Origin of the sequence: Nonomuraea sp. N2-4H (assembly GCF_045291505.1) — a bacterium.
Lineage (GTDB): Bacteria > Actinomycetota > Actinomycetes > Streptosporangiales > Streptosporangiaceae > Nonomuraea > Nonomuraea fastidiosa.
Map to the genome: position 1 here is coordinate 2,483,679 of NZ_CP147987.1, position 19,885 is coordinate 2,503,563.

The 19,885-nt window shown below is 71.2% G+C and carries 16 protein-coding genes and 1 pseudogene; 10 read left to right on the forward strand and 7 right to left on the reverse strand.

Features of this window, described 5'->3' with window-relative positions; translation table 11 throughout:
- Window positions 1–85 precede the first annotated feature (85 nt).
- Window positions 86–1,222: an ROK family protein gene (locus WBK31_RS11330; protein WP_406674771.1), complete on the reverse strand. Its 1,137-nt coding sequence runs from the start codon at window positions 1,220–1,222 to the stop codon at window positions 86–88.
- Between the two features lie 196 nt (window positions 1,223–1,418).
- Here WBK31_RS11330 and WBK31_RS11335 point away from each other — a divergent pair, with 196 nt between their 5' ends.
- The 6 genes and pseudogenes from WBK31_RS11335 to WBK31_RS11360 all read left to right on the forward strand — a co-directional run bounded on the left by WBK31_RS11335 (window position 1,419) and on the right by WBK31_RS11360 (window position 8,024).
- Complete coding sequence (locus WBK31_RS11335; RefSeq protein ID WP_364067882.1) at window positions 1,419–2,744, forward strand: extracellular solute-binding protein; 1,326 nt, start codon at window positions 1,419–1,421, stop codon at window positions 2,742–2,744.
- Window positions 2,741–3,655, forward strand: coding sequence for a sugar ABC transporter permease (locus WBK31_RS11340; protein ID WP_364067880.1), 915 nt, complete (start codon window positions 2,741–2,743; stop codon window positions 3,653–3,655). Before WBK31_RS11335 ends, WBK31_RS11340 begins: the two co-directional genes overlap by 4 nt.
- Entirely contained in the window at window positions 3,652–4,557 is a 906-nt protein-coding gene (locus WBK31_RS11345) for a carbohydrate ABC transporter permease (protein ID WP_364067878.1), read from the forward strand. Before WBK31_RS11340 ends, WBK31_RS11345 begins: the two co-directional genes overlap by 4 nt.
- A gap of 41 nt (window positions 4,558–4,598) precedes the next feature.
- Window positions 4,599–6,182, forward strand: a pseudogene (locus WBK31_RS11350) (alpha-galactosidase); the annotation flags it as partial.
- A 106-nt stretch (window positions 6,183–6,288) separates the two neighbouring features.
- Entirely contained in the window at window positions 6,289–6,720 is a 432-nt protein-coding gene (locus WBK31_RS11355; RefSeq protein ID WP_406675479.1) for a GH36 C-terminal domain-containing protein, read from the forward strand.
- Between the two features lie 677 nt (window positions 6,721–7,397).
- Window positions 7,398–8,024: a methyltransferase domain-containing protein gene (locus WBK31_RS11360; RefSeq protein ID WP_406674772.1), complete on the forward strand. Its 627-nt coding sequence runs from the start codon at window positions 7,398–7,400 to the stop codon at window positions 8,022–8,024.
- Between the two features lie 9 nt (window positions 8,025–8,033).
- Here the strand turns inward: WBK31_RS11360 and WBK31_RS11365 are convergent, their stop codons facing one another.
- Genes WBK31_RS11365 through WBK31_RS11380 form a run of 4 tightly spaced genes read right to left on the reverse strand, consistent with a single transcriptional unit; the run spans window position 8,034 to window position 10,324 of the window.
- A complete protein-coding gene (locus WBK31_RS11365; protein ID WP_364067872.1) occupies window positions 8,034–8,795 on the reverse strand; it encodes an ABC transporter permease in 762 nt (253 codons plus the stop codon).
- On the reverse strand, window positions 8,792–9,568 hold the full coding sequence (locus tag WBK31_RS11370; protein ID WP_364067870.1) for an ATP-binding cassette domain-containing protein: 777 nt from the start codon (window positions 9,566–9,568) through the stop codon (window positions 8,792–8,794). The genes WBK31_RS11365 and WBK31_RS11370 overlap by 4 nt, the downstream gene beginning before the upstream one ends.
- Before the next feature lie 34 nt (window positions 9,569–9,602).
- Entirely contained in the window at window positions 9,603–9,992 is a 390-nt protein-coding gene (locus WBK31_RS11375) for a DUF1048 domain-containing protein (protein WP_406674773.1), read from the reverse strand.
- Complete coding sequence (locus WBK31_RS11380; protein WP_364067866.1) at window positions 9,989–10,324, reverse strand: PadR family transcriptional regulator; 336 nt, start codon at window positions 10,322–10,324, stop codon at window positions 9,989–9,991. Before WBK31_RS11380 ends, WBK31_RS11375 begins: the two co-directional genes overlap by 4 nt.
- A gap of 411 nt (window positions 10,325–10,735) precedes the next feature.
- On the opposite strand from WBK31_RS11380, the gene WBK31_RS11385 reads away from it, so the two are divergent.
- The 3 genes from WBK31_RS11385 to WBK31_RS11395 are packed head-to-tail and all read left to right on the forward strand — an operon-like array spanning window position 10,736 to window position 17,006.
- Entirely contained in the window at window positions 10,736–13,999 is a 3,264-nt protein-coding gene (locus WBK31_RS11385) for a hypothetical protein (protein WP_406674774.1), read from the forward strand.
- Window positions 13,972–14,616 (forward strand): hypothetical protein, encoded by a 645-nt coding sequence (locus WBK31_RS11390; RefSeq protein WP_406674775.1) that lies wholly within the window; start codon window positions 13,972–13,974, stop codon window positions 14,614–14,616. The genes WBK31_RS11385 and WBK31_RS11390 overlap by 28 nt, the downstream gene beginning before the upstream one ends.
- Entirely contained in the window at window positions 14,613–17,006 is a 2,394-nt protein-coding gene (locus WBK31_RS11395) for an RHS repeat domain-containing protein (protein ID WP_406674776.1), read from the forward strand. The genes WBK31_RS11390 and WBK31_RS11395 overlap by 4 nt, the downstream gene beginning before the upstream one ends.
- Before the next feature lie 173 nt (window positions 17,007–17,179).
- On the opposite strand, the gene WBK31_RS11400 is transcribed toward WBK31_RS11395, so the two are convergent.
- Window positions 17,180–17,839 carry a TetR/AcrR family transcriptional regulator gene (locus WBK31_RS11400; RefSeq protein WP_364067862.1) on the reverse strand — a complete coding sequence of 220 codons (660 nt, stop codon included), beginning with the start codon at window positions 17,837–17,839 and terminating at the stop codon, window positions 17,180–17,182.
- Window positions 17,840–17,963: 124 nt separating this feature from the next.
- Between WBK31_RS11400 and WBK31_RS11405 the strand changes: the two genes are divergently transcribed.
- On the forward strand, window positions 17,964–18,485 hold the full coding sequence (locus tag WBK31_RS11405; protein ID WP_378789776.1) for a cupin domain-containing protein: 522 nt from the start codon (window positions 17,964–17,966) through the stop codon (window positions 18,483–18,485).
- A gap of 3 nt (window positions 18,486–18,488) precedes the next feature.
- Here the strand turns inward: WBK31_RS11405 and WBK31_RS11410 are convergent, their stop codons facing one another.
- Complete coding sequence (locus WBK31_RS11410; RefSeq protein WP_364067859.1) at window positions 18,489–19,652, reverse strand: low temperature requirement protein A; 1,164 nt, start codon at window positions 19,650–19,652, stop codon at window positions 18,489–18,491.
- Window positions 19,653–19,885 lie beyond the last annotated feature (233 nt).

The window sequence follows — 19,885 nt, forward strand, 5'->3', positions numbered from 1 at the left end:
TGCGGGCTGCGCGCGTGGGGCTGGTGCGGGCTGCGCGCGGGTGGGCTCGCGCGGGTGGGCTCGTGCGAGCCGCGCCCGGCGGGGCCTAGTCGCTGCCGGTGACGAAGCTCTGGATGGCGACCACCGCGCCACCGCGCGCCCACTCGCGGAAGTCGTCGTCCTCGATCACCACCTCGACCGAGCCGGGCAGGCCGCGCCGGTGCTCGGTGAGCGCAGCGTCGAGGTCGTCCTTGGCGACGCGGGCCAGCTCCACGCCCTCGCCCGCCAGGATCACGGTCTTGACCAGCGAGATCGTCGCCACCAGCGCGATCAGCCTGCCCAGCGCCCGGCCCGACTCGCGGACGAGCGTCCGGCAGCTCCGCTCGCCGGACGCGGCGAGCCGCATGACCTCGTCGTAGCCGACCTCCCGCCGCAGCGCCAGCCCGGCGGCCATCTCGACCGACCGGCTCGCCAGGTACGCCGTCGGGCACCCGCGATGCCCCTCGGGGCAGGGCGGCCCGCCGGGGTCGAGCACCAGGTGGCCGAACATGCCGAGGTCGGCCTCGGCCGCCGCCACCAGGTGGTCGTGCTGGATGAGCGCGTAGCCGATGCCCGCCCCGATCGTCACCAGCGCGAAGTCCCGCAACCCCCGCCCGGGGCCGAACCAGTGGTGCTGATGCGCGAGCGCCGCCACGTCGTTGGTGACCGCGCACGGCACGCCGAGCGCCCGCTCCATGAGCGGCCGCAGCTCCACCTGGTGCCAGCCCAGGTACGGCGCGTCCACCAGCAGCTCGCCGCCGACCTGGGTGGCGGCGCGGCCGTTGCCGCCGATCGTCACGCCGGCCCCGACGACCGGCGCGCCGGTCAGCTCGTCCAGCAGCCGCCTGGCCTGCCGGCAGACCGCCTCGGGGTCGTGGTCATCGATCGGCTCGTCCTTGGCGGCGATCACCTCGGCGCGCAGGCCGGTGATCACCGCGTGGATCCGGTCGGCGGTGAGCTTCAGCCCGAGGAAGCGGTGCTCGGCCGCGGCGACGTCGAGCGGGCGGGTCGGGCGGCCGTTGACCGGGTCGTGCACCACGTCCCGCTCGACGAGGAGGCCGGCGTTGACCAGCGGCTTGGTGAGCCGGGTCAGGCTGCCGGTGGACAGGTGCAGGGTCTTGGCCAGCGCAGTCCTGGACTGCGGGCCGTGGATGATCAGCTCCTTGACGATGGAGCGCGCGGCGTCGGGCAACGTGTCCCACATGCCGCCCCATCTTCGGGGCCGGACGGCCATCACGCCAGACTCCCTCCCTGTTGCTTTCGCTGCAAAGCTAACACGCCGCCGAGCTCACTCCTGTCACCGGAAATTTGTGCAGAAGTAGTGACATAGACCTCACGTGTTCTCTAAGTTGGCTTCCCTGCAAAGCCAAGTTGGCGGCTTTGCTGGAAGGAGACGCGAGATGCGTATCAAAGGGGTCTCCCGGTCCGTCGCGGCGCTCGGCATGGCCGTGCTCCTCGCCGCCTGCTCGTCCGGCGGCGGGAACGGCGCGGACGGAGGCGACACGGCCGCGCAGGAGGCGGAGACGGGCCCGGTCACACTGCAGTTCTGGTGCTGGGGCTCCGGCAAGAAGGAGAAGGTCGAGGCGTTCAACAAGGCCCACCCGGACATCCAGGTGCGGCACACCGACGTCGGCGGCGGCACCGACACCGCCACGAAACTGCTCACGGCCAGCCGGGCCGGCAACGCGCCCGACGCCGCCTGCCTGGAGTACCAGTCGCTGCCCGCCATGATCGTGGCCGGCGCGCTGGCCGACATCTCCGCCTACACCGGCGGCATCAAGGACGCGTTCACGCCCGAGGTGTGGTCGCTGACCAGCTTCGACGGCGCCGTCTACGGCGTGCCCCAGGACGTCGGCCCGATGGTCATGGTCTACAACAAGAAGCGCTTCGACGAGCTGAAGATCGAGCCGCCGAAGACGTGGAAGGAGTTCGCCGACGTCGCCGCCGAGGTGCGCAAGAAGGACCCCGAGGCCTACCTCGCCACTTTCGCACCCGGCGAGTTCGGCAACTTCGCCGGGCTCGCCCAGCAGGCCGGCTCCTCCTGGTGGAAGCTCGACGGCGACACCTGGACGGTCGGCATCGCCGACGGCCCCTCCACCGAGGTCGCCGCGTTCTGGCAGGACCTCATCGACAGAGACCTGGTCAAGGCCCAGCCGCTGCTCACCCCCGAGTGGAACAACCAGCTCAACAAGGGCAAGATCCTGAGCTGGCCGAGCGCCCTGTGGGCTCCCGGCGTGCTCTACAGCGTCGCCGAGAAGCAGGCGGGCGACTGGGCGATCGCACCCCTGCCGCAGTGGAAGGAGGGCGACGACCGGGTGGCCTTCCAGGGCGGCAGCGCCATCGCCGTGTCCAAGAACTCCAAGCACGCCAAGGCCGCCGCCGAGTTCGCTGCGTGGATGAACACCGACAAGACCGCCTACGACATTCAGATCTCCGCCGGCGAGTACCCCGCGGCCATCGCGGGCCAGCAGGCCACCGCCGACAGCGACCCGCCCGCGCTGGTCGCCGGTCAGAAGGACTACTGGGAGGTCGCCACGAAGGCCGCGCAGCGCACGATCCCGCACATCACCTGGGGACCGAACGTCAAGACCGCGGAGAGCGCCTTCGGAGACGCCGTGTCCGCCGCCATCCGCGACAAGACGCCGCTGGTCGACGCGCTGAAGAAGACGCAGCAGGTGGTGGTGGACGACATGAAGTCCACGGGCTTCAAGGTCGCGGGCCAGTGAGCGCGCCGTCCCGGGCCCGGCGCGGGACGCGGGCGCCGTACGTCTTCGTCGCGCCCGCCGCGCTGCTGTTCCTGCTGTTCCTCGCGATCCCCATCGGCTACGCGCTCTACCTCAGCGTGCGCGGCCTGCGGCTGACCGGCGGCGGCATCTTCGGCACCCGCGAGGAGGTCTTCGTCGGGCTGGACAACTACGCCACCACGCTGACCGACCCGCAGTTCTGGGCCGGGTTCGGGCGGCTCGCCGTCTACGGGCTGATCAGCGTGCCGCTGACGCTCGGCCTCGCCCTGCTGTTCGCGCTGCTGCTCGACCACGCGGGCACGCGCGCCCGCCGCTTCTCGCGTACGGCGATCTTCCTGCCGTACGCGATCCCCGGCGTGACCGCCTCCCTGCTGTGGGGCTTCATGTACCTGCCCTCGACCAGCCCGTTCAGCTATGTGACCGAGCGGCTCGGGCTGGGGGAGATCCCGTTCCTCGGAGCGGGCGGCATCTTCCCCGCGCTGGCCAACATCGCGGTCTGGGGCGGCGTCGGCTTCAACATGATCATCATCTTCACGTCGCTGCGCGGCATCCCCGCCGAGCTGTCCGACGCCGCCCGCATCGACGGCGCATCGGAGTGGCGCATCGCCTGGCACGTCAAGATCCCGCTGGTGGCGCCCGCGCTCGTGCTCACCGGCCTGTTCGCGCTCATCGGCACCCTCCAGGTGTACGGCGAGCCGACCACGCTCAAACCGATGACCACGGAGATCTCGCAGGGCTGGGTGCCGCTCATGCACATCTACACCAGCGCCTTCGTCCGCGACGACCTGCCGCTCGCCTCGGCCGCCTCGGTCGTCCTGGCCGTCGGCACGCTGGTCGTCTCCGTGGTGCTGCTGAAGGTCACCCAGAAGCGCGCCTTCGGAGGCATGTCATGAGCGCCGTCACCGCGAGCCGCCCCGGCAGGACGGGGAAGAAGGGCGCGGCGGTGGCCGCCAAGCCGCTGCCGCACCAGCGGGCCAAGATCCTGCCCACCGTCGTGCTGCTCATCGGCGCCTTCTACTGCCTGGTGCCGGTGGCCTGGGTCGTCGTGGCCGCCACCAAGTCCAGCGCCGAGCTGTTCTCCACCTTCACCTTCGCCCCCGGCACGGGCCTGCTGGAGAACCTGCACGACCTGTTCACCTACGGCGACGGCCGCTTCCTCACCTGGGCCGGCAACAGCGCCCTGTACGCCGGTCTCGGTTCGGTCGTCTCGACCCTCATCTCCACGGTGGCCGGCTACGGCATGGCCAAGTACGACTTCCGCGGCCGCAACGTCCTGTTCTACGCGATCCTCGCGGGCGTCCTCGTGCCCGGCATGACGCTGGCCATCCCGCAGTACCTGCTCATGTCGGAGATCGGGCTCGTCGGTTCGTACTGGTCGGTCCTGCTGCCCGGCCTCATCTCGCCGTTCAGCATCTACCTGGCCCGCGTGTACGCCATCGCGTCGGTGCCGGACGCGACCCTGGAGGCCGCGAGGATCGACGGCGCGAGCGAGTACCGCATCTTCGGCTCGATCGGGCTGCCCATGATGGTGCCCGGCATGGTGACGATCTTCATGCTGCACTTCGTCAGCACGTGGAACAACTTCCTGCTGCCGTACATCATGCTCTCCGACGAGTCGAAGTTCCCGATCACCGTCGGCCTCTACACCCTGCTCGCCAAGGGCTCCTCCGAGCCCGCCCTGTACGGCATCGCCATCGTCGGCGCCGCCGTGTCCGTCATCCCGCTCATCGCGCTGCTGCTCTTCCTGCAGCGCTTCTGGCGGCTCGACCTGCTCAGCGGCGGACTCAAGGGCTGACCGGCCGCCCGCACGAACCACCCCCGAACGGAAAGCACTGCATGCATCTTCACCATCTCCGAGCCGCCGGCGTGTCGGTGGTGCTCGAATGCCCGCCCGGCGCGCTCCCCGCGATCCTGCACTGGGGGCCGGATCTGGGGCCGCTCGGCGGCGACGACCTGGAGCACCTGGCCGCCGAGCTGCGGCCCAGGTCCGACCAGACCGTCGAAGTGCCGATCCGCACCGCGATCGTGCCGGAGGCGCGTACCGGGTGGATGGGGGAGCCGGGGCTGTCCGGGCACCACGACGGGGGGACCGGCTGGTCGCCCGCCTTCACCGACGTCACCTGCGAGCAGCACGGGCAGCGCGTCGTCGCCGCAGGCGGCGACCCGCACTCCCGGCTCGGCCTCACCGTCACCGTCGAGCTGGACCCGTCGGGGCTGCTGCGCGCCCAGGCCGAGCTGCGCAACGGGCACGACCTGCCCTACACGCTCGACGCGCTGAACCTCGTCTTCCCCGTCCACGGCAACCCCACCGAGCTGCTCGACCAGGCGGGCCGGTGGTCCAAGGAGCGCGTGCCGCAGCGCCGCGCCCTCACCGTGGGCACCCACCTGCGGGAGAACCGGCGCGGCCGTACCGGGGCCGACGCCGCGACCGTGCTGTTCGCCGCCACCGCCGGGATCGGCTTCCGTCGCGGCGAGGCGTGGGGCGTGCACGTCGGCCACAGCGGCAACCACCGCCACTACGCCGAGCGCACCGCCACCGGCCGCACCATGCTCGGCGGCGGCGAGCTGCTGCTGCCCGGCGAGATCGTGCTGGCCGCGGGGGAGACGTACCGCACTCCTTGGGTGTACGCCACGTACGGGCGCGGCCTTGATGAGGCGGCGCACCGCTTCCACGAGCACCTGCGCGCCCGCCCTGCCCACCCGGTGCGCCCCCGCCCTGTGGTGCTCAACACGTGGGAGGCCGTCTACTTCGACCACGACCTCGACCGGCTGCTCGAACTCGCCGACCGGGCCGCCCGCGTCGGCGTGGAGCGGTTCGTGCTGGACGACGGCTGGTTCCTCGGCCGCCGCAACGACGGCGCGGGGCTCGGCGACTGGTACGTCGACCCCGCCGTCTGGCCCGACGGGCTGCACCCCCTGGTCGAGCGGGTGCGCACGCTCGGCATGGAGTTCGGGCTGTGGGTCGAGCCCGAGATGGTCAACCCGGACTCCGAGCTGGCCCGCGCCCACCCCGACTGGATGCTCAAGGCGGGCGACCGGCTGCCCCCGCCCGCCCGCCGCCAGCAGGTGCTCGACCTCACCGACCCGGACGCGTACGCCTACATCAAGGAGCGGCTGCTCGCCCTCGTCGGCGAGTACGAGATCGACTTCCTCAAGTGGGACCACAACCGCGACCTCGTGGACGCCGGCTCCACCGTGCACGGCGGCAGGCCCGCCGTGCACGCCCAGACCGAGGCCGTCTACCGGCTGCTCGACGAGCTGCGCGCCGCGCACCCCCGGCTGGAGATCGAGGCGTGCTCCTCCGGCGGTGCCCGCGTCGACCTCGGCATGCTCCAGCACACCGACCGCGTCTGGGCCAGCGACTGCATCGACCCCGTCGAACGGCAGGACATCCTGCGCTGGACCGCCCAGCTCCTGCCGCCCGAGCTGATCGGCAGCCACATCGGCGCCGAGCGCTCCCACACCACCGGCCGCCTGGCACGACCTGTCGTTCCGCGCCGCCACCGCGTTCTTCGGGCACTACGGCATCGAATGGGACCTCACCTCCCTGACCGGCGCCGAGCTGGACGAGCTGGCCGCCTGGGTCGCGCTGCACAAGCGCCACCGCGAGCTGCTGCACACCGGCACGATGGTCCGCGTGGACGACACCCCGGAGAGCGTGCGCGCCCACGGCGTCGTCGCCGCCGACGCATCGGAGGCCGTCTACGAGATCGCCGTGCTCGGCCGTCCCGCCACCTGGCCGCCCGGCCCTGTCCGGCTGCCCGGCCTCGACCCCGAGACCGTCTACCGCGTCCGCCCGCTGATGCCGTTCACCTCGCGCGGCGCCGCACCCGCCTGGGCCTCCGGCGAGCTGGAGCTGCCCGGCTCCGCGCTGGCCGCCGCCGGCATCGCCGCCCCGCCGCTCTTCCCCGAGCAGTCGGTGCTGGTGCACGTCGAGGCCGTCAGCACGACGGCATGACCGTGCGTATAGCGGAATTGTGGTGCACGTGTGGCGGGTGTTCCTAGGCTGGCGCACGCCAGCGAGGACCTGCGGAAAGGGGACCCTGACGAACCCACCCTGACGGCGTGCCGGGCCTCCGCCGCCGCGCCCCGCCGGACATCGGGGCGCGGACGCAGAGCCGGTGCACTCTGTGCTCTCCTCGGAAGGCGCGGCTGGTCGGCCCCACCCCCTCCACGGCCGGCCGCGCCGACTCCTCCCGGCGACCTCCCCCTTGACCGGCCAGGCGCCCGCCGGACTCGCCCTGGCCGGCATCTTCCGCCGGGAAAGCGCGCGGGCGCCCCGCAGCGGCGCCCGCGCCTCATTTCCGCGCGCCCGCGCGGCGGCTGTACGCGCGTTCGCTCCACGCCCGCGCGGCTTGCGGACGCGTACCCGCGCGCTTCTTCGTGTGCCCGCGCGCTTCTTCGCGCGCCCCGCACCCCCTTCTCGCGCCCGCCTCCTTCTTCAACAGCGCTCGGGATGCTGGGATGGAGGCAAAGACGCATCCTGGAATCGCGGGCGAAGGGCGGCGGCGCCGATGTCAGAAGCCTGGCTGTACGACACCATCGGAGCCGGCTGACACCGCGACCCGGCGCACCGAGCCGCGCATCGCCGCCCGGATCCTGGCCGCGCTCGGCGACGCCGGGACCGTGCTGAACGTGGGGGCCGGTACCGGCTCGTACGAGCCCGCCGACCGCTACGTCCTCGCGGTGGAGCCGTCGGCGGTGATGCGGTCGCAGCGCCCGCCGGAGGCGGCCCCGTGCCTCATCGGCTCGGCCGCAAGCCTGCCCTTCGACGACGGAGCCTTCGACGCCGCGATGTCCGTCGCGTCCGTGCACCACTGGCCTGACCCGATCGCCGGGCTGCGCGAGCTGCGGCGGGTGGCGCGCCGCGTGGTGGTGTTCACCCACGACACCGGCCGCGCCGGATGGCTGGACCGGTTCTGGCTCACCCGCGACTACCTGCCCGAGGTGGCCGATCTGCTGATCGGGCGGCCGTCGATCGGCGAACTCGCCGCCGCGATCGGAGCCGGGATCGAGCCGGTGCCGATCCCGTGGGACTGCGCGGACGGCTTCTTCGAGGCGTTCTGGCGGCGGCCCGAGGCGTACCTGGAGGAGCGCGTCCGCCGCGGCGTCTCGGTGTGGACGAAGGCCGGCGCGGAGGCCGAACGGCGAGCCGTCCGGGACCTCCGCGCCGACCTGGACTCCGGCCGGTGGGCCGAGCGCAACCGGGACCTGCTCGGCCTCGACGCGGCGGATATGGGATTGCGCCTGCTCATCGCCTGACCAGCGGCATCAGGCGATCTTGCGGCGGTAGATGACCATGGCCAGGGCGTACGTCGCGACGAGCAGCCCCGCGCACCAGCCGACGGCGCTCCACACGCCGGGACCCGCCGGGTGCCCGGCCAGCAGGTCGCGGATGGCGTTGACGATCGCCGTCACCGGCTGGTGCTCGGCGAAGGCGCGTACCGGGCCCGGCATCGTGGCGGTGGGCACGAAGGCCGAGCTGACGAACGGCAGGAAGACGAGCGGATAGGAGAACGCGCCGGCGCCGTCGGCGCTCTTGGCGGTGAGCCCGGGGATGACCGCGAGCCAGGTCAGCGCGAGCGTGAACAGCACGAGCAGCCCCGCCACGGCGAGCCAGGCGGGCAGGCCCGCGGGCGAGCGGAAGCCCATCAGCGCGGCGACCAGCACGACCACCGCCAGCGAGATCAGGTTCGCCACCAGCGAGGTCAGCACGTGCGCCCACAGCACCGACGACCGGGCGACCGGCATCGACTGGAACCGCTCGAAGATCCCGCTCTGCATGTCGAGGAAGAGCCGGAACGCCGTGTAGGCGATGCCGGACGCGACGGTGATGAGCAGGATGCCGGGCAGCAGGTAGTCCACGTACGCGACGGGGCCGGTGTCGATCGCGCCGCCGAAGACGTACACGAACAGCAGCATCATCGCGATCGGCATGATCGTCGTGGTGATGATCGTGTCAGGGCTGCGCGCGATGTGCCGCAGCGAGCGGCCCAGCATCACGGTGGTGTCGGCGAGGAAGTGCCGGGTCATGTGGCCTCCTTGGAGCCGGCGCCGACGAGCGCGAGGAAGACGTCTTCGAGGGTCGGCTGCTTCTCGACGTACTCGACCTCCGCGGGCGGCAGGAGCCGCCGCAGCTCGTCGAGCGTGCCGTCCACGATGATCCGGCCCTGGTGGAGGATGGCGATGCGGTCGGCGAGCTGCTCGGCCTCGTCCAGATACTGCGTGGTGAGCAGGATCGTGGTGCCGCGTCCGGCGAGCTCCCTGACCGCCCGCCAGACCTCGACGCGCGCCTGGGGGTCCAGCCCGGTGGTGGGCTCGTCGAGGAAGATGACCGGCGGATCGCCGATCAGGCTCATCGCGATGTCGAGCCGGCGGCGCATGCCGCCGGAGTAGGTCGCCACCCTGCGCCCGCCCGCGTCGGTGAGCGAGAACCTGGCGAGCAGGTCGTCGGCGACCTCGCCCGGCCGCTTCAGGTGGCGCAGCTTGGCGACCATGACGAGGTTCTCCCGCCCGGTGAGCATCCCGTCCACGGCCGCGAACTGGCCGGTGAGGCTGATGGACGCCCGCACGTCGGCGGCCTGGGTGACGACGTCGAGGCCGTTGACGGCGGCGCGGCCGGCGTCCGGCTTGAGCAGCGTGGACAGGATGCGCACGATCGTGGTCTTGCCGGCTCCGTTCGAGCCGAGTAACGCGAAGACGCTGCCCCGCGCCACCTCGAAGTCCACGCCGCGCAGCACCTGCAGGTCCTTGTACGACTTCTCCAGGCCGCGCACGCTGATGGCGGGCCCCTGGTGGGTGGTCATGTCAGGTCCGTTCTCTCGGGTCACGTCCGCCGGGTCACGGCCGGTCGTCGGTGACGCGATCGATGGCGTCGGCCAGCCGGTTGCGCTCGCGGCTCAGCCACTGGCCTTCCGGGTAGTTGCGCAGGAACGTCTCGGCGAACTCGACCGGGTCGTCCCCGACGATCTCGCGGACCGGCGTCCCGCTCGCCGCGCTCTGCTCGAAGAGGTCGGCGAGGTCCTCCAGCATCGCCAGCAGGCTCTCGCCGGTGCCGGGGCCGAAGTAGACCATGTAGCGCTGCAGCGCTTCGACGGCCGTGCGGTGGCTCGCGGGAAGCCGTTCGACCCGCGCCTTATAGTCGCGGTAGCGCTTTTTGTGCTCGAACGATCCGGTGAGCACCTCCACGTAGCGCCGCAGGCCCTTCCTGGGCTCGCCTTCCGTGGTCATGATGGGTGGCCTCCTTCGCGGAGCTGGTCGAGGCGTTCGGCGAGGAAGCTCCAGTTCCTCCAGAACTCGTCGAGGGTTTCGCGGCCCTGCGCGTTGAGCGTGTACACCTTGCGCGGCGGACCCTTCTCCGACGGGACTTTCTCCACGTCGACGAGCCCGCGTTGCTCGATGCGCACGAGCAGCGCGTAGACGGTGCCCTCGGCGATCTCGGAGAAGCCCTGGTCGCGCAGCCACGCGGTGATCTCGTAGCCGTACGCCGGGCGGCCGGACAGGATCGCGAGCACGATCCCCTCCAACGTGCCCTTCAGCATCTCCGTCAGCTGCCTGCCCATGGACGCCCTTCATCAGCTACTCAGCAATGTTAGGTACCGGTACATAGTAATGCTGAATACCGGCGAGAGCGCAAGCATCTTTTCCTGCGGACATGACGAAGCGGGCCCGTCCAGGAGCGGCACGTACCCGCTGTCGCGGCGCAGCTCGGGCGCCTGCTCCGCGCGGGACGCTCCGCCGATGTGGCGGGCGTGTGGCGGGCGAAAATTTTCAACGGCGACGGTGTGGCTGGAAAATATCGTGAGCAGAACGAGCAGAAGTCTGGATTTCCGGCTTGTCGCAGGTGACGATGCGATCACCGTCGTGATCGTCTCCTCACCCCCGTAAGCGAGACCCGCGAGGGTCTCGTACGCACGGCGCGCCGGGCACCGCACCCCTGCCCGGTCGGCGTCCCGAAGCACTGGAGAGCCCTCATGGATCTGCCAGACGAGTTAGCCCTGCCCGACTCCCGATGGACCGGCCTGCGCCAGAGGCCACCGGACAGTACCGACGGCACCGACGCCCCGGATCAGTCCTGGAACCGGTTCGCGACGGCGGAGGCCAAACCGCCCTCGCGCTGGCCCCGCAGATTAGCCCCCTTCCTCTCCGTCGTCCTGATGGTGGACATGGTCTTCGCCATGCCCGCCCAGGCCGAACCCCGTTCCGCGCCCGCCGTCCAGCGGGAGAAGCCGGTGACCGGCACCAAGGTCCCGGTCAAGCCACCGCTTCCCGACCCCGCCGCCAAGCAGGCGTGGCAGGCCGCGCCCGCCGTCAGCTGGCCCAAGCCCCAGAAGGCCGAGCTGGGCGGCGCCGCCACCGCCAAGACCACCGCGTCGGACTTCCCAGTCCGACTGGCACCACGTGCTGATAAGTCCGAGAAAGCAGCCAAATCTGGTGAGAGCGCCAAGGACGCCGCTCCCATCACCGTCGAGCTGCTCGACACCGACCTGCTCGGCCTGGCCATGCGCATCACGCCGGGACAGGGCGCCGCGACCGCCAAGGCGGCGGAGAAGACCCGCATCGAGATCGACTACTCCGGCTTCCGCCACGCCTTCGGCGGCGACTACGGCTCCCGCCTGCGCGTGGTGAAGCTGGAGGAGTGCGCGCTCACCGGTGCGGCGAACTGCGCCCCGCCGGAGCCCGTCAAGAGCGACAACAACGCCACCGCCGGCACGGTCACCGCCGAGGTCGAGACCAACGGCCTGTACGCGCTCACCGCCGCCGCGTCGGGCCCGTCGGGCGACCACTCCGCCACGTCGCTGTCGCCCGCGTCCGACTGGAGCGTCGGCACCCAGTCCGGCGACTTCAACTGGAGCTACGACATGCGCGTGCCGCCGTCGCTCGGCGGCGAGGAGCCGGAGATCTCGCTCGGCTACTCCTCGCAGAGCGTGGACGGCCGTACCGTCTCCACCAACAACCAGACGTCCTGGGTCGGTGAGGGCTTCGAGCTGAACCCCGGCGGGTTCATCGAGCGCCGCTACAAGGCGTGCATGCTCGACGGCAAGAAGACCGGCGACCTGTGCTGGGACCAGGACAACGCCACGATGTCGCTCGGCAACTCGTCGGTCGAGCTGATCAAGGACGCCACCACCAAGCAGTGGCGGCCCAAGCGCGACGACGGCACCAGGATCGAGCTGCTCACCGGCGCCACCAACGGCGACAACAACGGTGAGTACTGGCGCGTCACCACGCCGGACGGCACCCAGTACACCTTCGGCATGAACCGGCTGCCCGGCTGGAGCAGCGGCAAGCCGGAGACCAAGTCCGTGCAGACCGTGCCGGTGTTCGGCAACAACAGCGGCGAGCCCTGCTACAGCAGCACCCCGGCCAACGCCTGGTGCCAGCAGGCCTACCGCTGGAACCTCGACTACGAGGTGGACACCCACGGCAACGCCACCACGTACTGGTACGAGCGCGAGACCAACTACTACGGCCGCAACATGAAGCCCGAGCAGGGCACCCAGTACGTGCGCGCCGCCTACCTCACCCGCATCGACTACGGCTACCTGAGCAGCGAGCTGTTCACCAAGCAGCCCGCCGCTCGCGTCGTGTTCGACGTGGCCGAGCGCTGCCTGCCCAGCGGCTCGATCACCTGCGCGCCCGACCAGCTCAAGAAGGACACCGCGAGTCACTGGCCGGACGTTCCGTTCGACCAGATCTGCGACAGCGGCGCCAAGTGCACCGACCGGCTGGCGCCGACGTTCTTCACCCGCAAGCGGCTCACCAAGGTCACCACGCAGGTGCGCGACAGCTCGGGCCAGTTCACCCCGGTGGACTCCTGGACGCTGACGCACAGCTTCCCCGCCTCCGGCGACGGCATGAGCCCGGCGCTGTGGCTGGCCTCCGTCCAGCAGACCGGGCACGTGGGCGGCACGATCACGTTGCCGCCGGTGACGTTCACCGGCGTGCAGCTGCCCAACAGGGTCGACTCGAACGAGGGCCGCGCCCCGCTGGTCAAGTGGCGGGTGCAGGCCATCAACAACGAGTACGGCGGTGAGCTGCGCATCAACTACTCGGCGGCCGACTGCGAGCCGGGCGACGTGCCCGCGGCGGCCGACAAGAACACCAGGCGCTGCTTCCCGCAGCGCTGGGCGCCGCCGGGCGAGTCCGAGGTCACCGACTGGTTCCACAAGTACGTGGTCACCCAGACCATCGAGGTGGACCGGGTGGGCGGCTCGCCGAACGTGGTCACCGACTACGAGTACCTCGACGGCGCCGCCTGGCACTACGCCGACAACATCCTCGTCAAGCCCGAGCACCGCACGTGGGCCGACTTCCGCGGCTACGGCCGGGTCCGCGTCCGCCAGGGCGACGGCCAGGACGGCAAGCGCACGCTGACGGAGTTCCGCTACTTCCGCGGCATGCACGGCGACCGGCTGGCCGACGGCTCCAAGCGCAACGTCCAGGTGGAGGACTCCGAGGGCGTCAAGAAGGACGACCTCGACCAGCTCGCCGGGTTCGAGCGTGAGGAGATCCTCTACGACGGCGACGGCGGCTCGGTCCTGACCGCCACCGTCCAGGACGCCTGGTCGGCCAAGACCGCCGAGTCCACGCAGGGCGGCGTCACCAAGGCCGCGCACATGGTGCAGCCGAGCTCGATGGTCACCCGCACCGCGGTCTCGGGCGGCAAGTGGCGGCGTACCGGCGAGGACCGCACGTACGACACCAATGGCCTGCTGCTGCAGGTCGAGGAGAAGGGCGACCTCGCCACCGGCGAGGACGACCAGTGCATCCGCTACACCTACGCCCGCAACGACACGAGCTGGATGCTCGACTTCCCGAGCAGGGTGCAGAAGGTGGCGGCCGCCTGCGCGACCGGGCTGGCCAAGCTGTCCGCCGACGAGATCGTCTCCGACGAGAGGATCCAGTACGACGGCCAGTCGAACGGCCAGGCCCCGACCAAGGGTGACGTGACGGCGGTGCAGGAGCTCGTCTCGCCCGACGGCAAGACGATCACCGGCAGCGCCCACACGTACGACGTGTACGGCCGCGAGCTCACCGAGACCGACCCGGTCGGCACCAAGTCGGTCACCACCTACAGCCCGGCCACGGGCGCGCTGCCGACGGAGACGACCGAGACCAACCAGCTCGGTCACACCGAGCGCACGCTGCTCCAGCCGGCCTGGGCGAGCCGGTCGCCGAGATCGACGCGGCCGGGCGGCGCGTGGACATGGAGTACGACGCGCTCGGCCGGCTGATCAAGGTCTGGCAGCCGGACCGCAGCAAGGCCGCAGGCCAGTCGCCCAGCACCGAGTACTCCTACCTGGTGCGCAACGACGGCCCGAGCGTCATCACCACCAAGACGCTCAACGCCGACGGCACCTACACCACCAGCCACGAGCTGTTCGACGGTCTGATGCGCGAGCGCCAGACCCAGGAACCCGCGCCCATCGACGAGACGGCGCCGGATCCGGCGCTGCGCGAGGGCCGCACGATCACCGACACCTTCTACAACTCGCAGGGCGAGGAGTCCAAGGCCAACACCGGCTACTTCGCCACCGGCAACCCCTCGACCGAGCTGCTCGGCGTGGCGGACACCGCCGTGCCCTCCCAGGTCGTCAAGCTCTACGACGGCGCGGGAGAGCCGAACGCCGAGGTCTTCAAGGTCAAGGGCGTGGAGAAGTACCGCGTCTCGGTCAAGGACGAGGGTGACAGGATCCACATCACCCCGCTGCCCGGCGACACCGCCACGACCAGGATCGGCGACGCCCACGACCGGCTCATCGAGCTGCGCCAGTACAAGGGCTCCACGCCGACAGGGGAGTACGAGTCCACCACGTACACCTATGACCGCGCCGGCCGGTCGCGTCGGTGACCGACCCGGCGGGCAACGTCTGGCGGTACCACTACGACATGCGCGGCCGCCAGATCAAGACCGAGGACCCCGACAAGGGCGTCACGACCACCACGTACAACGACGCCGACGAGGTCGTCACCACCACCGACGCCCGCGGCAGGACCCTCTGGTACGGCTACGACGCGCTCGGCCGCAAGACCCAGATGCGCGAAGGCTCGGAGAACGGCACGCTCCTGGCGGAGTGGAAGTACGACGGGCTCGCCAAGGGGCACATGCACGCCTCCATCCGGTACGTGGACGGGCAGGCGTACAAGGCCGAGATCAACGCGATCGACGCCGACTACCGCACGCTGCGCCAGACCATCACCATCCCGGAACGGGAGGGCAAGCTGGCCGGCTCCTACCAGCTCAACACCCGCTACACGCTCGACGACCAGGTGCAGTCGATCAGCTTCCCGGCCGGCGGCGGCCTGGAGGCCGAGCAGGTCGTCTACACCTACGACGACCTCAACCAGCCGGTCAAGGTCACGGGCCTGTCGGCGTACGTGACCGCGGCCCGCTACAGCAAGCTGGGCGAGACGCTCCAGTACGAGCTGGGCGAGGGCAGCAAGAAGACCTGGCTGACCTACACCTACGACGAGGGCAACCGCAGGCTCACCAGCATGCGGATGGACCGGGCCGGGGCGTCCAAGAGCGACCTCGACCTGACCTACAGCTACGACGCGGTCGGCAACATCACCAAGATCGCCGACCGGGCCAACCAGGACACGCAGTGCTTCACCCACGACCATCTGCGCCGGCTCACCGCGGCGTGGACGGCCACCGATGACTGCGCGAGCGGCTCGCCGCAGGCGGACAAGATCGGCGGCGTGGCGCCGTACGCCGTCAGCTACGAGTACGACGTCACCGGCAACCGTACGAAGGAGGTCAAGCACGGCTGGGGCGGCACCGCCGACAAGGTGCGCACCTTCACCTACCCGAAGGCGGGCGAGAAGCAGCCGCACGCGCTGCAGAGCGTCGGCTCCGACGTGTTCGCCTATGACGAGGCGGGCAACACGATCAGGCGCAAGGTCGGCAACGCCGACCAGACCCTGGTCTGGGACGCCGAGGGCAACCTGGAGTCGGTGACCGAGGGCGGCAAGACGACGTCGTTCATCTACGACGCCGACGGCGATCGGCTGCTGCGCAAGACGCCGACCGACGCCACCCTCTACATCGACGACATGGAGCTGCGGTTCGACTACGCCAAGAACGCCGTCGAGCAGACCCGGTACTACACGATCGGCAACGAGGCCATCGCGGTCCGCACGCCGGACAACCAGGTCTACTTCATCGGCAACGACCACCAGGGCACGGCGCAGGCGATGGTGAACGCCGGCACCGGTGAGGTGGCCATCCGCAGGCAGACCCCGTTCGGTGAGGATCGCGGGACACCGCCACCATGGTGGCCGGGTGAACGCGGCTTCGTCGGCGGCACCAAGGACGCCACCACCGGGCTGGTGCACCTCGGCGCCCGCGAGTACGACCCCGCCAACGGCCGCTTCCTGTCGGTGGACCCGATCATCGACGCGGCGGACCCGCAGCAGCTCAACGGCTACGCCTACGCCAACAACAGCCCGGTGTCGATGAGCGACCCCGACGGCCAGATCGTCTGGTTCGTGGTCGGCATCGCCGCGCGGGTGGCCGCGCGGTGGGCGATCAAGAAGGCGGCCCAGGCCGCGGCGCGGCGGGCGGCAGCGGCGGCGGCCCGGCGTGCGGCGCTCGCGGCGGCCCGGCGCAGGGCGGCGGCCCTGGCCAGGAAGCGCGCCATCGAGGCGGCCAGGCGGCGCGCCGCGGAAGCCGCCAGGAAGCGGGCGGCGGCCGAGGCGAGGAAGCGCGCCGCGGAGGCGGCCAAGCGGCGGGCGGCCGCCATCGCCAGGCGTAAGGCGGCGCTGGCCCGGCAGCGGGCGCGGGCGGCGGCGGCCAAGCGGCGTGCGGCGGCGGCGGCACGGCGGGCGGCGGCGGCCAAGCGGCGCGCGGCGGCCGCGCGCAGGGCCGTGACCAGGCGGGCGAGCAAGCCCAAGACCACCTACCGGCACCGTCCGGCGGTCCGTCCGACCAGCCGCAAGGCCGTGCAGCGGCAGGCGCCGCCCAAGGCCCAGCGGACGCCGACGAACAGTTCCCAGCCGCGCGGGCTGACCGAGGCGCAGAAGCGCTCGATCGACCAGCAGCTCGGCCGGGTGCATCCCACCGGGTCGTACACCAGGGCGACGCCGAGGGAGGCGGACACCATCGCGCACCAGGGCACCGGCTGGGGCCCGGCGTCGAAGCCGTACGTGTCGGAGACGCCGCGCTCGGACCGCAGGGGCTGGGTGATCGCCTACCGCATCTGGGAGATCCTGCGGCCGCCGGCCACGCCTCCCTCCTGATCGATCGGATACGCAAGAGAAAGGACGCACCGAGCCCCCGCTCCGGACGGAACCCCCGTCCGGAGCGGGGGCTCCCCGCGTTCCGGCTCTTTCCAGGGCGGGCTCCCCGCGTTCACGGCCGGCTGTTTCACGGGCCGGGCCGGGCTTCGCGGGGCCGGCCGCGTCCACGGCCCTCAGGAGCCGGGTGTGAGCAGTTCGTACGCCGCGTCGAGGGCGGGCGTGCGCGCCGCGTCCCGGGCTGCGGCGACGGCGGCCTTCAGGAAGGTGAGCCACAGCTCCACCAGGTCATCGATCGAGCAGGGCCGGCCGTCCCTGAGCCAGCTCAGCGCGGTCTCGTCGCAGGCCGCGGCGAAGCCGCGCAGCGGCAGCCGCAAAGCCGGCTCGGCGGGGTCGAGGCCGAGCAGCCCGCAGATGGCGGCGAGCCCTTCGCGGCGGGTCGCCTCGAACGCCTCCTGGGCGATGTCGGTGGCCTCCGCGCGGCGCAGGATCAGGTTGAGCGCGGCGTCCTCGTTCGCGGCGAGGAAACGCAGGTGGCCGGCCATATGGCGGCGCAGCCGCTCGACGGGGGCGCCGTCGTCGCCGATGGCGGCCGCGGCGCGCAGGCGGCGGTCGATCTCGCGGACGGTCTCGGCGTACAGGTTCTCCTTGCCGTTGAAGTGGTGGGACAGCAGTCCGTGGGCGACCCCGGCGGTGCGGGCGATGTCGCCGACGGTGACCTCCGCGTACGGACGCCGGGTGAAGTGCTCCAGCGCCGCCTCCAAAAGCTTGCGGCGGGTCTCCCGGGCGGCGAGCTGCCGCCGGGTGGGCGGCTTGCCTGTGACGGGCGGGGTCACGTCGTGTTCCTTCCGGCACTCGGGCGGAATGTCCGGCTCTCAGAGTAGCGGTGGCCCGTTGATTGACTGTCATTCATTGACTTATATTCAACGAAAATACGACCCTCTACGAGAGGAGCCCGCCATGGCTCTGGACCTGCCGCTGCCGTCCAAGGACAACCCGGTCTGGACGGCGGCCAACGGCTTCATCGTGCGCAAGGGCGACGGCGTGATCCGCCGTACCGGCCACGAGGTCTTCTCCGTCAAGGTCACCGGCGATCAGACCGAGGGCGCGTTCGCCTTCATGGACGGCATGATCGAGCCGGGGCACGGCAACGTTCCGCACGTCCACTCCGAGGAGGACGAGGCGTTCTACGTGGTCTCGGGGACGTTCGAGTTCATCAACGGCGACCGCAAGATCACCGCGAGCGCGGGCGACTTCCTCTACATCCCCAAGGGCACCCGCCACGGCTTCAGGAACGCCGGCGACGCGCCCGCCCAGCTACTCGTGTTCTACCTGCCCGCGGGCCCCGAGTCCTTCTTCCTGGCGTACGGCGAGACCGACGGCGAGCCACAGCCGTGGACGGACGAGAAGTTCAACGGCATGATCGACATCCTGGGCGCGCACAACATGGTGCTGCTGCCCACCGGCCACGACTGGGACTGACGCTCATCCGGCGGAGGGAGCCCGCCGGCGCTCGGCGAGCAGCATCGCCACCAGCAGCGCGACCAGGACCGCCAGCTCCGCCAGCCCCGCCCACAGGCCGGCCAGGGCGGCGGCCGGAGCGGCGACCGCGACCACGCCCTTGACCCGCGCCCAGGGCAGCTCCAGCACCCGGCGGAACCAGAAGTCGCCCGCCAGGTACAAGGTCACGCCCACCGCCAGCACGAGCGCCGCCGACGGCTTGAGCGGATCGACGGGATGCCCGATCACCTTCTTGATCCCGGCCGACACCGCCACCACGCCGAGCAGCATCGGGATGTGGCCGTAGAAGTAGGCGCCGAGGATCATCCTGGTCCGCCGCACCGGCTCGGTGGCGGCCAGGGTGCGCTCGGCGGCCGTCTCGTCCTCGCCCGCGAAGTACGCCCACCACAGGCAGGCCGCCAGGCACAGCGCGAGCACCCCCGCCGCGCAGAGGCCGAGGTCGACCGGCAGGTCCTTGGCGCCGATGCCGAGCGCCAGCATCGACTCGCCGAGCACCACGATGACCAGCAGCCCGTGCCGCTCCACCACGTGCGCGGCGCGCAGCGCGAACCCGCGCTGGCCGATGACGTACGGGCTGCCCCACAGCAGGAGCAGCGCGGCCGTCCACGGCAGGTACGACCAGGGCGTCTGGAGGAATCCGGCGACGCCGACCAGCGCCGCCGCGGCCAGGTTGAACGGCAGCACCCGCACGATCGCGTTGGTGGCCTGCGCGTAGAGCGCGCCGTGCACCAGGATCAGCAGCAGGTAGCCGGCGGCGAACGCGACCCCGCCGCCGTCGAACGCGCTCGGGATGGCCAGCGCCATGAGCAGGAACCCGGCCATGCCGAGCAGCACCAGGATCCGCCGCGCCGGACGGGCGGGCGGCACCGCGTTGAGCAGCCAGACGTAACCGGCGTACATCCACCACAGCACGCCGAAGACCAGCAGCGCCTGCAGCGCGCTCTCTGCGACGCTCACCGCCGGATGCCCGGGGCGGGGCTCCTCCATGCCCACCGTCAGCAGCGCGGTGAGCTGGGTGACGGTGAAGACGAAGACCAGGTCGAAGAAGAGCTCCAGGGTGGAGACGCGCAGGTCGGGCTCGTCGTCGGCGTCGCCGGGCCGCTCGGTGAACCAGTGGGGGAGCCGCATGCCGGGCCTTCCAGGAGGCGTGTAATCAAGTAATCGAGTGTCGCGGGCATCGTAGAGGATCACCCCGCATACCTCATTATCCGGACGAAAGCCGCGAAGATTGCCGGCGTTCCGCGCAACCCCCGGCCTCGCCGGGCCCATCCCCTCGTGCGGACCACCATCACCCGCCTGTACGTCACATGGCGGCAGGACGCCGGCCGCCGATCATGATCGGCAATCTTGACGGGTGCGGG